Annotated in this window: 12 protein-coding genes; 4 read left to right on the plus strand and 8 right to left on the minus strand. The window is 63.6% G+C overall.

All coding sequences use genetic code 11. The features are described from left to right. Positions 1 to 7 precede the first annotated feature (7 nt). From NF616_RS05035 to NF616_RS05070, 8 genes are all read right to left on the minus strand, one after another. The gene (locus tag NF616_RS05035; RefSeq protein WP_252271960.1) at positions 8 to 889 is read right to left on the minus strand and encodes an ABC transporter permease subunit; all 882 of its coding nucleotides are present in this window, start codon (positions 887 to 889) and stop codon (positions 8 to 10) included. Beyond that, on the minus strand, positions 886 to 1,767 hold the full coding sequence (locus NF616_RS05040) for an ABC transporter permease subunit (protein ID WP_252272475.1): 882 nt from the start codon (positions 1,765 to 1,767) through the stop codon (positions 886 to 888). The genes NF616_RS05035 and NF616_RS05040 overlap by 4 nt, the downstream gene beginning before the upstream one ends. A gap of 23 nt (positions 1,768 to 1,790) precedes the next feature. Next, positions 1,791 to 2,945 carry a polyamine ABC transporter ATP-binding protein gene (gene potA, locus NF616_RS05045; protein WP_252271961.1) on the minus strand — a complete coding sequence of 385 codons (1,155 nt, stop codon included), beginning with the start codon at positions 2,943 to 2,945 and terminating at the stop codon, positions 1,791 to 1,793. Between the two features lie 114 nt (positions 2,946 to 3,059). After that, the gene (locus tag NF616_RS05050; protein WP_252271962.1) at positions 3,060 to 4,157 is read right to left on the minus strand and encodes a polyamine ABC transporter substrate-binding protein; all 1,098 of its coding nucleotides are present in this window, start codon (positions 4,155 to 4,157) and stop codon (positions 3,060 to 3,062) included. Between the two features lie 216 nt (positions 4,158 to 4,373). Further along, positions 4,374 to 5,474, minus strand: a complete 1,101-nt coding sequence (locus tag NF616_RS05055) for a polyamine ABC transporter substrate-binding protein (RefSeq protein ID WP_252271963.1) — start codon at positions 5,472 to 5,474, stop codon at positions 4,374 to 4,376. Positions 5,475 to 5,594: 120 nt separating this feature from the next. Continuing rightward, positions 5,595 to 6,968: an aspartate aminotransferase family protein gene (locus tag NF616_RS05060; protein WP_252271964.1), complete on the minus strand. Its 1,374-nt coding sequence runs from the start codon at positions 6,966 to 6,968 to the stop codon at positions 5,595 to 5,597. A 62-nt stretch (positions 6,969 to 7,030) separates the two neighbouring features. Then, a complete protein-coding gene (locus NF616_RS05065) occupies positions 7,031 to 8,389 on the minus strand; it encodes a glutamine synthetase family protein (RefSeq protein ID WP_252271965.1) in 1,359 nt (452 codons plus the stop codon). Between the two features lie 79 nt (positions 8,390 to 8,468). Then, positions 8,469 to 9,227, minus strand: coding sequence for a gamma-glutamyl-gamma-aminobutyrate hydrolase family protein (locus tag NF616_RS05070; RefSeq protein ID WP_252271966.1), 759 nt, complete (start codon positions 9,225 to 9,227; stop codon positions 8,469 to 8,471). Positions 9,228 to 9,502: 275 nt separating this feature from the next. Between NF616_RS05070 and NF616_RS05075 the strand changes: the two genes are divergently transcribed. The 4 genes from NF616_RS05075 (at position 9,503) to aguB (ending at position 14,014) form a co-directional block, all read left to right on the plus strand. Beyond that, positions 9,503 to 10,882, plus strand: a complete 1,380-nt coding sequence (locus NF616_RS05075; protein ID WP_252271967.1) for a glutamine synthetase family protein — start codon at positions 9,503 to 9,505, stop codon at positions 10,880 to 10,882. A gap of 120 nt (positions 10,883 to 11,002) precedes the next feature. Beyond that, positions 11,003 to 12,058, plus strand: coding sequence for an extracellular solute-binding protein (locus tag NF616_RS05080; protein ID WP_252271968.1), 1,056 nt, complete (start codon positions 11,003 to 11,005; stop codon positions 12,056 to 12,058). Between the two features lie 176 nt (positions 12,059 to 12,234). Continuing rightward, the gene (locus NF616_RS05085) at positions 12,235 to 12,876 is read left to right on the plus strand and encodes a TetR/AcrR family transcriptional regulator (RefSeq protein ID WP_252271969.1); all 642 of its coding nucleotides are present in this window, start codon (positions 12,235 to 12,237) and stop codon (positions 12,874 to 12,876) included. 256 nt (positions 12,877 to 13,132) lie between these two features. Continuing rightward, positions 13,133 to 14,014 carry an N-carbamoylputrescine amidase gene (gene aguB, locus NF616_RS05090; RefSeq protein WP_252271970.1) on the plus strand — a complete coding sequence of 294 codons (882 nt, stop codon included), beginning with the start codon at positions 13,133 to 13,135 and terminating at the stop codon, positions 14,012 to 14,014. Positions 14,015 to 14,035 lie beyond the last annotated feature (21 nt).

A 14,035-nucleotide genomic window follows, 5' to 3' on the forward strand; every position in this document is an offset into this window, starting at 1 on the left:
GAAACCCTCAGGCGGCGGCCTGAGCCGGTTTCCACTTGGAGCTGGTGACTTCCTCGGCCATCGACTCCATCGCCTGCTGGATAGCGCGCTTGCGGCGTTCCTCGGCGCGGTGGGCGAAGAACCAGGCGAAGAAGGTGAAGATCGACACGGTCAGCAGGATCAGGCTGGCGATCGCGTTGATCTCCGGCTTCACGCCCAGGCGCACGGCGGAGAACACTTCCATCGGCAGGGTGGTCGAGCCCGGGCCGGAGACGAAGCTGGCGAGTACCAGGTCGTCCAGCGACAGGGCGAAGGACATCATGCCGCCGGCCGCCAGGGACGGCGCGATCATCGGGATGGTGATCAGGAAGAACACCTTCCACGGCTTGGCGCCCAGGTCCATGGCCGCTTCCTCGATGGACAGGTCCAGCTCGCGCAGGCGCGCCGACACCACCACCGCCACGTAGGCCGAGCAGAAGGTGGTGTGGGCGATCCAGATGGTCATGACGCCACGCTCAGCCGGCCAGCCGATCAGCTGGGCCATGGCCACGAACAGCAGCAGCAGCGACAAACCGGTGATCACTTCCGGCATCACCAGCGGCGCGGTGACCAGGCCACCGAACAGGGTGCGGCCCTTGAAGCGCGGCACGCGGGTCAGCACGAATGCGGCAAGGGTGCCCAGCGCCACCGCCGCGACGGCGGTGTACAGGGCGATCTCCAGCGAGCGCAGCACCGAACCCATCAGCTGGGTGTTGTCGAGCAGGCCGACGTACCACTTGACCGACCAGCCACCCCACACGGTGACCAGCTTGGAGGCGTTGAAGGAGTACACGACCATGATGACCATGGGCAGGTAGATGAACAGCAGACCCACCCACAGCATCACTGTAGAGAAGCTCAGGCGTCTCATGCGCGGCCCTCCATCTCTTTCGCTTGGTTACGGTTGAACCAGATGATCGGGCCCATGAGGATCGCCAGCATGATCACCGCCAGGGCGGATGCCACCGGCCAGTCGCGGTTGTTGAAGAACTCCTGCCACAGCACCTTGCCGATCATCAGGGTCTCCGGTCCGCCGAGCAGCTCGGGGATGACGAACTCGCCCACCACCGGGATGAACACCAGCATGCTGCCGGCGATGATGCCGTTCTTGGACAGCGGCACGGTGATCTTCCAGAAGTTGTTGAAGTTGCTCGAACCCAGGTCCGACGCCGCCTCCAGCAGACTCATGTCGTGCTTGACCAGGTTGGCGTAGAGCGGCAGCACCATGAACGGCAGGTACGAGTAGACGATGCCGATGTACACCGCGAGGTTGGTGTTGAGGATCTGCAGCGGCTCATCGATGACTCCGAGCATCTGCAGGAAGCCATTGAGTAGGCCGTTGTTGCTGAGGATGCCCATCCAGGCGTAGACGCGGATCAGGATCGCGGTCCAGGTCGGCATCATGATCAGCAGCAGGAACACCGTCTGCGCTTCCTTACTGGAGCGGGCGATGGCGTAGGCCATCGGGTAGCCGAGCAGCAGGCAGAGCAGGGTGCTGATGAAGGCGATCTTCAGCGAGCCGAGGTAGGCCGAGAGGTACAACTCGTCTTCGGTGAGGAAGATGTAGTTGCCCAGGTTCAGCACGATCTGCAGCTGGTTGTCGGCCCAGCTGTAGATGTCGGTGTAGGGCGGGATGGCCACGTCGGCTTCGGCGAAGCTGATCTTCAGGACGATGAAGAACGGCAGCAGGAAGAACAGGAACAGCCAGACGAAGGGCACGCCGATCACGGCCTGCCGCCCATTGGGCAGGTATCGTTTCAGTTTGCCGGGCCTCATGATTGCAGTACCACGCCGCTGTCGTCTTCCCAGTACACCACCACGGCGTCGTCCCAGGTCGGGCGCTTGCCGCGGCGTTCGGCGTTGGCGATGAAGCACTGCACGATCTGCCCCGAGGCCAGCTTGACGTAGTACACCGAGTGGCCGCCGAGGTAGGCGATGTCATGCACGGTACCGTTGCACCAGTTGTACTCGGGATGCTCGTGGTCGGCCGGCAGGGCGCTGGCCATCAGCAGTTTCTCCGGGCGCAGGGCATAGCTCACCGACTTGCTCTCGGCGCGGGTACTGACGCCATGGCCGATGTAGATCGGCCGGTCCAGCTGCGGGCAGCTGATGATGGCGTGGTCGCTTTCGTCGGTGGTGATCTCGCCGTCGAACAGGTTGACGTTGCCGATGAACTCGCAGACCAGGCGGCTGGCAGGGGTCTCGTAGATGTCCACCGGGCTGCCGGTCTGGGCGATCCAGCCGAGGTGCATGATGGCGATGCGCTGGGCCATGGTCATGGCCTCTTCCTGGTCGTGGGTCACCATCACGCAGGTCACGCCCACACGCTCGATGATCTCGACAAGCTCAAGCTGCATCTGCGAGCGCAGCTTCTTGTCCAGAGCACCCATGGGCTCGTCGAGCAGCAGCAGCTTGGGACGCTTGGCCAGGGAACGCGCCAGGGCCACGCGCTGACGCTGGCCGCCGGAGAGCTGGTGCGGCTTGCGCTTGGCGTACTGGGTCATGTGCACCAGCTTGAGCATCTCGGCCACGCGCTCGTCGATCTCGGCCTGCGGCAGCCTGTCCTGCTTGAGGCCGAAGGCGATGTTCTGCGCCACGGTCATGTGCGGGAACAGCGCGTAGGACTGGAACATCATGTTGATCGGCCGCTCGTACGGCGGCATGTCGGTGATGTCCTCGCCGTCGAGGAAGATGCGCCCTTCGGTCGGCCGTTCGAAGCCGGCGAGCATGCGCAGCAGGGTCGATTTGCCGGAGCCGGAGCCACCGAGCAAGGCGAAGATCTCGCCCTTGTTAATGGTCAGCGAGACGTCGTCGACGGCGATGGTTTCGTCGAACTTCTTCGTCACGCGATCAATCTTGACCAGCACCTCCTTGGGTTGCTGGCTGCCCTCTAGGGCTTTCTTGTAGGCGCTGGAGGCGACTGCCATTTCCAAAAACTCCCGGGAAAAAGTGGGCCAGGGGCCCGAATGTAATCTGCCACGCCTGGCGCAGCGGGTCCGTACGGCAGGCACCGCCCGCCGTACGGCAATTGCGAGTGTCGCTTACTGACCCGACTTGATCTTGGTCCAGCTACGGGTCATCTGGCGCATGATCTTCGGCGGCAGTTCCGTCGAAATGTAGAGTTTGTTCATGACTTCCTGGCTTGGATAGATGGAAGGATCATTACGCACCTCCTGATCCATCAGCTTGTCGGATGCCGGGTTGGGGTTGGCGTAGCCAACGTAATCGCTGACCTTGGCGATCACCGCCGGGTCGAGCAGGTAGTTCATGAAGGCGTGGGCTTCCTTGACGTTCTTCGCATCGGCCGGGATGGCCATCAGGTCGAACCACAGGTTGGCGCCTTCCTTCGGAATGCTGTAGGCGATCTCGATGCCCTTGCCCGCCTCTTCGGCGCGGGCGGCGGCCTGGAACACGTCACCGGAGTAGCCGAAGGCGACGCAAACGTTGCCGTTGGCCAGGTCACCGATGTACTTCGAGCTGTGGAAGTAGGTCACGTAGGGGCGCACTTCCAGCAGTTTGGCCTCGGCCTTCTTGTAGTCCTCGGACTTGGTGCTGCGCGGATCGAGGCCCAGGTAGTTGAGCATGGCGGGGAACAGCTCGTCCGGCGAGTCCATGAAGGCGACGCCGCAGCTGCTCAGCTTCTTCATGTTCTCCGGCTCGAACAGCACGGCCCAGGAGTCGATCTCCTCGACGCCCAGCGCGGCCTTGATCTTCTCGACGTTGTAGCCGATGCCGTTGGTGCCCCACAGGTAGGGGACGGCGTAGAGGTTGCCCGGATCGTTGACTTCCAGCTGCTTGAGCAGCGCCGGGTCGAGTTTCTTCCAGTTGGGCAGCAGGGAGCGGTCGAGCTTCTGGAACGCGCCGGCCTTGATCTGCTTGCCGAGGAAATGGTTGGACGGCACCACGATGTCGTAGCCGCTACGGCCCGCCAACAGTTTGCCTTCCAGGGTTTCGTTGGAGTCGAACACGTCGTAGCTCGGCTTGATGCCGGTGGCCTTCTCGAAGTCCTCCAGCGTGGTTTCGCCGATGTAGTCACTCCAGTTGTAGATGTGCACGGTAGGTTGCTCTGCCTGGGCAACACCGGTCAGACCCAGGGCCACCGCCGCAGCGGTCAGGGTTTTACGGAAGGAAGTTCGCACACGTCGGTCCTCTTTCTTGTTGATCTGGCAGGTCGCACCGCGACCCGGCGTGGTGAAAAACGCGTTGTCCTATCCCTGACATCCATGCCGTTCTTCGCCCAGCCGCCCGCGCACGGAGCTGTGTGGGGCTCGTGTGTAACGGTGCTCGAAGTGGGTCATGGAGCCTCCTGCGGGGCTCCGGCGGGAGCACCCGCCGGAGGGTGTCGCTGTGGTCGCTTACTTGCCGGACTTGATGGTCGTCCAGCTGCGAGTCATGGTGCGCTGCACTTTCGCCGGCAGGTCCGGGAAGGTGTAGATCTTGGCCATGGTCGCCTCGTTCGGGTAGATGCCCGGGTCGTTGCGGATCGCGTCGTCAACCAGCGGGGTAGCCGCCGCGTTGCCGTTGGGGAACTGCACGAAGTTGGTGATCTCAGCCATGATTTCCGGCTTCATCAGGAAGTTCAGGAAGGCATGGGCGCCCTCGACGTTCTTCGCGTCGGCCGGCACGGCCAGCATGTCGAAGAAGCTGCCGGCACCTTCTTTCGGGATGCTGTACAGGATGTTCACGCCGTTCTTGGCTTCTTCGGCGCGGGATTTGGCTTGGTACAGGTCGCCCGAGTAGCCGATGGCCACACAGATGTTGCCGTTGGCCAGGTCGCCGATGTACTTCGAGCTGTGGAAGTAGGCGGTGTCCTTGCGCACGGAGAGGAACAGTTCCTCGGCCTTCTTCAACTCATCCGGCTTCTCGCTGGTGGGGCTCAGGCCCAGGTAGTTGAGGGCAGCCGGCAGGATCTCGGTCGGCGAGTCGAGGAAGGAAACGCCGCACTCCTTCAGCTTGGCCATGTTCTCCGGCTTGAACACCAGATCCCAGGAATCGACCGGGGCGTTTTCGCCCAGCACGGCCTTGACCTTGTCGACGTTGTAGCCGATGCCGATGGTGCCCCACATGTACGGAATGGAGTACTGGTTACCCGGGTCGCTCGGGTCCAGGGCCTTCAGCAGGTTGGTGTCGAGGTTCTTCCAGTTCGGCAGCTTGGACTTGTCCAGCTTCTGGAACACGCCGGCCTTGATCTGCTTGGCCAGGAACGGGTTGGACGGTACGACGATGTCGTAACCGGAGCTGCCCGCAAGCAGCTTGGCTTCCAGCACTTCGTTGCTGTCGAAGACGTCGTAGACGACCTTGATGCCGGTTTCCTTGGTGAATTTCTCCAGGGTTTCCGGCGCGATGTAGTCGGACCAGTTGTAGACGTGCAGCACCTTGTCGTCGGCCTGGGCCATGCCGGCCACGGCGCCCGCCAGAGTCATGGCAAGCAGCGTCTTGCCGAAAGTCTTGATCATGCGAGTTAGCTCCATTGTCGTTTGTAGTATCCGGGGCTGCGTCGCCTGAGCGACGCACCCTCCGGTGAGCCTGGCCAACGCACCCCGCAGTCTGGCAAGGTCTGGCCTGTCACTCAAGCCTTATGCCAGCACTGTCTGGGCGGTCAGATCGAGGCACTTGCGGGCCTTCTCGACCAGCTCGTCGATCTCCTCTTTGCTGATCACCAGAGGCGGCGCAATGATCATGGTGTCGCCCACGGCGCGCATGATCAGCCCGTTCTCGAAGCAGTGACCGCGGCAGATCATGCCCACGCCCATCTCGCCCGGAAAACGCTCGCGGGTCTGCTTGTTCTTCGCCAGTTCGATGGCGCCGAGCATGCCCACGCCGCGGACCTCTCCCACCAGCGGGTGATCGGCCAGCTCACGCAAACGCTTTTGCAAATAGGGTGCCGTTTCGCTCTGCACCCGCTCGATGATCTTCTCTTCCTTGAGGATGCGCAGGTTGGCCAGGCCGACGGCGGCGGCCACCGGGTGGCCGGAATAGGTGAAGCCGTGGTTGAAGTCGCCGCCGGCATTGATCACCTGGAACACCTTGTCGCTGACGATCAGGCCGCCCATGGGCACGTAGCCGGAAGTCAGGCCCTTGGCGATAGTCATCAGGTCCGGCCGGTTGCCGAAATGATCGCTGCCGAACCACTGGCCGGTACGGCCGAAGCCGCAGATCACCTCGTCGGCGACGAACAGGATGTCGTACTTGGCGACGATCTCGCGGATGCGCGGCCAATAGCTGTCCGGCGGGATGATCACACCGCCGGCGCCCTGGATCGGCTCGGCGATGAAGGCGGCAACCTTGTCTTCGCCGACCTCGAGGATCTTCTTCTCCAGCTGGTCGGCGGCCCAGATGCCGAACTCCTCGGGGCTCATGTCGCCGCCCTCACCGAACCAGTACGGTTGCGGGATGTGCACGATGCCCGGGATCGGCAGGTCGCCCTGCTCGTGCATGTAGGTCATGCCGCCCAGGCTGGCGCCGGCCACGGTGGAGCCGTGGTAGCCGTTGTGGCGGGAGATGATGACCTTCTTATCCGGCTGGCCCTTGAGCGCCCAGTAGTGGCGGACCATGCGCAGCATGGTGTCGTTGCCCTCGGAGCCGGAACCGGTGAAGAACACATGGTTCATGCCTTCCGGCGCCACCTCGGCGATGGCCTGGGCCAGCTCCAGCGCCGGCGGATGGGCGGTCTGGAAGAAGGTGTTGTAGAAGGGCAGCTCACGCATCTGCGCGCTGGCCGCCTCGACCAGCTCCTCGCGGCCGTAACCGACGGCAACGCACCAGAGACCGGCCATGCCGTCGAGAATCTTGTGGCCTTCGCTATCCCAGAGATAGACGCCGTCGGCCTTGGTGATGATGCGCGGGCCCTTCTCGTGCAGCTGCTGGTAGTCGCTGAACGGCGCGAGATGGTGCTGACGGCTCATGGCCTGCCATTCGCGGGTTTTCGGGTTGTTCACTGGGTTAGTCATTCTTCACCTCGATTTTGCGCATCGGTCGGACGCCGGGCGTCGCCACCCGGCCCCCTTCCCTATCAGACGGAGAGCAGCAGGAACTCGCGTTCCCAGGAGCTGATCACCCGCTTGTAGTTTTCGTGCTCGGCACGCTTCACCGCGACATAGCCGCGAACGAATTTCTCGCCCAGGTACTTCTCGGCGGCCTTGCAGGCCTCCATGCGTTCCAGGGCGCTCTCGATGGTCACCGGCAGGCGCAGGTTGCGCCGCTCGTAGCCACGGCCCTTGACCGGTGCGCTGGGCTTGAGGCCCTCGACCATGCCGATGTAGCCGCACAGCAGCGAGGCGGCCAGCACCAGATACGGGTTGGCGTCGGCGCCGGCCAGGCGGTTCTCCACGCGGCGGTTCTGCGGGCCGGCCTCCGGCACGCGCAGGCCCACGGTGCGGTTCTCTTCGCCCCACTCGACGTTCACCGGCGCCGAGGTATCCGGCAGGAAGCGGCGGAACGAGTTGACGTTCGGCGCGAACAGCGGCAGCACCTCGGGGATGTACTTCTGCAGGCCGCCGATGTGGTTGAGGAACAGCTCGCTCATGGTGCCGTCGGCGTCAGAGAACAGGTTCTTGCCGGTCTTGATGTCCACCACGCTCTGGTGGATGTGCATGGCGCTGCCCGGCTGGTCGGTGATCGGCTTGGCCATGAAGGTCGCCGCCACGTCGTGCTTCAGCGCGGCCTCGCGCATGGTGCGCTTGAACACGGTGATCTGGTCGGCCAGGTGCAGCGCGTCGCCATGACGGAAGTTGATCTCCATCTGCGCCGGGCCGTCCTCGTGGATCAGCGTGTCGAGGTCCAGGTCCTGCAGCTCGCACCAGTCGTAGACGTCCTCGAACAGCGGGTCGAATTCGTTGGCGGCGTCGATGGAGAACGACTGGCGGCCGACTTCCGGGCGACCGGAGCGGCCCATCGGCGCCTCCAGAGGGAAGTCGGGGTCGCTGTTGCGCTTGGTCAGGTAGAACTCCATCTCCGGCGCGACGATCGGCTTCCAGCCCTTGTCGGCGTAGAGCTTGAGGATGTTCTTGAGGATGTTGCGCGGCGACAGCTCGATCGGGTTGCCCTGCTTGTCGAAGGTGTCGTGGATCACCATCGCGGTGGGCTCGATGGCCCAGGGCACCAGGAACACGGCGTTTTCGTCCGGACGGCAGAACATGTCGATGTCCGCCTCGTCGAGCAGCTCGTAATAGATGTCGTCCTCGACGTAGTCGCCGGTCACGGTCTGCAGCAGCACACTCTCGGGGAGGCGCATGCCCTTCTCGTCGAGGAACTTGTTGGTCGGCGAGATCTTGCCGCGGGCAATGCCGGTAAGATCGCTGATCAGGCATTCAACTTCGGTGATTTTGCGTTCTTTCAGCCAGCTGGTGAGCTGGTCAAGCTTGGTACTCATAGAGACCTCAGGGTTGTAGAGCGGCTACTGCGGACCGGTTAAAGCCTAGCGAAACCTCCCGATTTCACCGACCGGTTGCTCACCTACTCAGTTGACCCACCCTCTTCCTGCAAGCCTCACCAAAGGCCTGGAAGATGGCGAGATAATTCGGGTTGGATCGTACCTGCCATTCCGGGTGCCATTGCACCCCGAGCGCGAAGCTACGCGCGCCTTCGACGGAAAAGGCTTCGATCAACCCGTCGGGCGCCAGAGCTTCTACGCGAAGGCCCGGCGCCAGACGCTGCACGCCCTGGCCATGAATGGAATTGACTTGAATCTCGCCCGGCAAGCCGAGGCCGGCGAGCACCCCGCCGGCCTGCACGTGCACCGTGTGGCGGGGGGCGTATTGAATGTCGACCGGCTCGTCGGCCGGCTCGCGGTGGTCCATCATCCCGGTCACCTCCTGCACGCGCTGGTGCAGGCTGCCGCCGAAGGCCACGTTCATTTCCTGGAAGCCGCGGCAGATGCCCAGCACCGGAACGCCGGCCTCGACGGCCTTGCGAATCAGCGGCAGGGTGGTGGCGTCGCGGAAGGCGTCGTGATGGGTGCCGGGCGCACTGGCCGGACCACTATAGTGATGGGGTTCGACGTTGGACGGCGAGCCGGTGAAGACCAGGCCGTCGACGCTGGCCAGCAGGGTGTCCTGATCGATCAGTTCGCCCAGCGCCGGAATCACCAGGGGCAGTCCTTCGGCTCCTACCGCCACCGCGCGGACGTACTTGTCGCCGACGATGTGGTTGGGATGAAGGCCCACCTGCTTGGCGCAGGCGGTGACGCCGATGATCGGCAGGCGCAACATGGGACACCCGTTCTTATGCTGTTGTCAGGTGAGGCCGAGATTAGCCTTGTTCAATTTATTACACAATAGGGCTGTAAAAAATTGAACACGCCCCACTGAGCAGCAGGAACCACGGGGCCGCGCGACGGGTTAGAGATGCCCGAAATGCCCCAAAACTGGCCATCGAGCCCCGTTTCAGGGCAGAATGAGCCGCTATTGACAGCCCAAGGGTGATTGAGATTGACTCGGGTTGTGCGATTGCATGATTGATATTTTTAACAAAAAAGGTGTGCATCATGTCGGTACCCCCGCGTGCCGTTCAGCTCAACGAGGCTAACGCGTTCCTTAAGGAACATCCCGAGGTCCAGTTCGTTGACCTTCTGATTGCGGATATGAATGGGGTGGTGCGCGGCAAGCGCATCGAACGGAACAGCCTGCACAAGGTGTATGAAAAGGGCATCAACCTGCCCGCCTCGCTGTTCGCCCTCGATATCAATGGCTCCACCGTCGAAAGCACGGGCCTCGGCCTGGACATCGGCGACGCCGACCGCATCTGCTTCCCCATCGCCAATACCCTGTGCAACGAGCCCTGGCAGAAGCGCCCCACCGCGCAGCTGCTGATGACCATGCACGAGTTGGACGGCAAGCCGTTCTTCGCCGACCCGCGCGAAGTGCTGCGCCAGGTCGTGGCGAAGTTCGACGAGATGAATCTGCGCATCTGCGCCGCGTTCGAACTGGAGTTCTACCTGATCGACCAGGAGAACGTGAACGGCCGTCCGCAGCCGCCGCGCTCGCCGATGTCGGGCAAGCGCCCGATCTCCACCCAGGTGTACCTGATCGACGACCTCGACGAGTACGTCGACTGCCTGCAGGACATGCTCGAAGCCGCCAAGGAACAGGGCATCCCGGCCGACGCCATCGTCAAGGAAAGCGCCCCGGCACAGTTCGAGGTCAACCTGCATCACGTGGAAGATGCCATCAAGGCCTGCGACCACGCGCTGCTGCTCAAGCGCCTGATCAAGAACATCGCCTACGACCATGAGATGGACACCACCTTCATGGCCAAGCCCTACCCGGGCCAGGCGGGCAACGGCCTGCACGTGCACATCTCGCTGCTCGACAAGACCACCGGCAAGAACATCTTCACCAGCGATGATCCCCAGGAGAACGCCGCACTGCGCCATGCGATCGGCGGTGTCCTGGAGACCATGCCGGCGTCCATGGCCTTCCTCTGCCCCAACGTCAACTCGTACCGCCGCTTCGGCGCGCAGTTCTATGTGCCCAATGCGCCGAGCTGGGGCCTGGACAACCGCACCGTGGCCGTCCGCGTGCCGACCGGCAGCGCCGATGCCGTGCGCATCGAGCACCGCGTGGCCGGCGCCGATGCCAACCCGTACCTGATGATGTCGGCGATTCTCGCCGGTATTCACCATGGCCTGACCAACCAGGTCGATCCCGGGGAGCCGATCGAAGGCAACTCGTACGAGCAGCTGGAACAAAGCCTGCCGAACAACCTGCGCGATGCCCTGCGCGAGCTGGACGACAGCGAGGTGCTGAACAAGTACATCAGCCCGGACTACATCGACATCTTCGTCGCGTGCAAGGAAGCCGAACTGCAGGAATTCGAGACCACGATCTCGGATCTGGAATACAACTGGTACCTGCACACCGTCTGACGCAACGCCCTGACGCCGGCCCAAAGCCGGCGTCGTCTTTTCTACTGCCGCCAACCTCGCCACTTCGCGACATCCCGCGAAGTGGCGAAGCCGTGCCAATCATTTGCCAAGGAGGTCGTCATGTTTCGCATTCTTGCTCCCTTGCTGCTGGCTCTCTCGCCCGGGCTGGCGGCTGCCGCCGACAGCATCCGCGTGTACAACTGGAACGATTACATCGCGCCGCAGGTGCTGGCGGACTTCACCAAGGCCACCGGCATCCAGGTGGAGTACCACACCTACGCCTCGGCCGAGGAACTGAACGAGATCATCGCCAGCGGCGAGAGCATCGACATCGCCGTGCCTTCGCAGAACGATCTGCCGCCGCTGATCGAGCAGGGCCGCCTGCAGCCTCTCGACCTGACCCGGCTGCCCAATCGCAAGCATCTGGACAAGCACCTGCTGAGCAAGCTGGCGGCAGTCGACCCGCAGAACCGCTACGCGGTGCCCTATCTGTGGGGCGCCGTCGGCCTGGCGATCAATACCCCGCAGGCCGAGGCGGCCTACGGCGGCCCGCTGCCGCAGAGCTGGAGCCTGCTGTTCGACGCCGAGCAGAGCGCCAAGCTGAGCACCTGCGGCATCAGCGTGCTGGATGCGCCTGACGAGCTGCTGCACAGCCTGCTCAACTACCAGGGCCGCAACTTCAGCACCAGTCCGCCGTCGCGCTTCTACAAGGCTGGCGAGATGCTGCAGACCCTGCGGCCGAACCTGCGCTACGTCGACAGCGAGCGCTACATCGACGACCTCAGCCAGGGCAACCTGTGCATGGCGGTGGCCTGGGTCGGCGACGCACTGAGCGCCAGCAATGCCGGGCAGCCGGTGAAGTTCGTGATTCCCGAGGAGGGCTCAACGCTGTTCATCGACAACCTGGTAATCCCCGCCAGCGCCCGCCGCGCCGACCTGGCGCACCAGTTCATCGACTTCCTGATGCAGCCGCAGGTGGCCGCGCAGATCAGCAGCAAGACGCTCTATCCCAGCGCCAACGCCGATGCCCATGAGTTCCTCGAACCCGCGCTGCGCGACCAGCTCGGCGGTGACATGAACGATGCCAAGAGCCGCCTGTTCAGCCTGCTGCCGCTGCCGGAGAAGTTGAAGACCGCGCGCGACGAGGTCTGGGCGCGCTTTCGCGAAGGCAGCTGAAGCGGCGGCCTTGCCTCCCCTGTCCGTCTGACGTCCAATAGCGCCTGCCCGAGAGGCCGCCGTCTTCTGATGGCTCGGCCTTCGGGCTGCGCGGCACATGGCACCCTGTATCATTGCGAGCACCATTGCCGGCGCAGCAACGCACCCATGAAGGAACAGTCGTCAGAGGACACCGCATGCCCCGCACCGCCCAGCCCCGCAAGCCCCGCGCCAGCAGCCAGGCGCGCATCGAGCTGATCCTCGAGGCGGCACGCGAGTTGCTCGGCACCCAGGGCTTCGCCGGTCTCACCATCTACGCGGTGGCCGAGCGGGCGGGCATTCCGCCCTCCTCCGTGTACCACTTCTTCGCCAGCGTACCGGCGCTGCTGGAAGCGCTGACCGCCGACATCCACGCGGCCTTTCGCGACTGTCTACTGCAGCCGGTGGAGCACGCACAGCTGCGCGACTGGCGAGACCTGTCGCGCCTCATCGAGCAGCGCATGCTGGCGATCTATGCCGACGACACCGCGGCGCGTCAGCTGATCCTGGCGCAGCACGGTCTGTCCGAGGTGACCCAGGCCGACCGCCAGCACGACCTGGAGCTGGGCCGCCTGATGCAGCAGCTCTTCGACAGACACTTCCCGCTGCCGCAACTGCCGGACGACATCGACGTGTTCGCCCTGGCCATGGAGCTGGGCGACCGGGTCTATGCGCGCTCGGTGCAGCTGCATGGCGAAATCACGCCGCGCCTGGCCGACGAAGGCATGCGCGTATTCGATGCCTACCTGGGCCTGTACCTGCCGCCGGCGCTGCCGAAGCGCGATGAGCCGCTGAACTAAACCCGATATCCATCGACGTTCCCTCAGGCACGCGGGTCCCCTCGCGCGGCCCCGTCGCGCGCGCCTTCGGCACGCGTTGGTCGTTGCGCAGCCAGTTCATCGGATCGATATTTATCAGCCAAAGAAACACGCATCACTAAATTAATTTTCGCTTTTAAAGCCGATTTTTATCGGATATAAATCGAGCATTCGCCGTCACCACGGCACAGTCGCGTCGCATGCCAGACGCGCCCTTCCATGCTCTTCGAGGTGTTTCATGTCGCGTACCGTTACCGTCGCCGCCACCCAGATGGCCTGTTCCTGGGACAGCACCGCCAACATCGCCACGGCCGAGAAACTCGTACGCCAGGCGGCTGCCCAGGGGGCCCAGATCATCCTGATCCAGGAGCTGTTCGAGACGCCTTACTTCTGCCAGAAGCCCAACCCGGACTACCTGCAACTGGCCACCCCGGCCGAGGAGAATCCGGCGATCCTGCATTTCCAGCAGGTCGCCCGTGAGCTGCAGGTGGTGCTGCCGATCAGCTTCTTCGAGCGCGCCGGCCGCGCCCGCTTCAACAGCATCGCCATCATCGACGCCGACGGCAGCCTCCTTGGCGTGTACCGCAAGAGTCATATCCCGGACGGCCCCGGTTATCACGAGAAGTACTACTTCAATCCGGGCGATTCCGGCTTCAAGGTGTGGAACACCCGCTACGCCAAGATCGGCGTCGGCATCTGCTGGGACCAGTGGTTCCCCGAGGCGGCGCGCAGCATGGCGCTGATGGGCGCCGAGCTGCTGTTCTACCCGACCGCCATCGGCAGCGAGCCGCACGACCCGAGCATCAGCTCGCGCAATCACTGGCAGCGCGTGCAACAGGGCCATGCTGGTGCCAACCTGATGCCGCTGATCGCCTCCAACCGCATCGGCCGTGAAGAGCAGGACGGCTACGCCATTACCTTCTACGGCTCGTCCTTCATCGCCGATCAGTTCGGCGAGAAGGTCGAGGAACTGGGCGAAACCGAAGAGGGTGTAATGGTGCACAGCTTCGACCTGGACCGCCTAGAGCAGGTGCGTAGCGCCTGGGGCGTGTTCCGCGACCGCCGCCCGAACCTATACTGGCCGCTCTCGACCCTCGACGGCGACATGCCCTCGCAGTGACCGTACGGGCAGGTGCGCCGC

Origin of the sequence: Pseudomonas subflava (genome assembly GCF_023823685.1) — a bacterium.
Classification (GTDB): Bacteria; Pseudomonadota; Gammaproteobacteria; order Pseudomonadales; family Pseudomonadaceae; genus Aquipseudomonas; species Aquipseudomonas subflava.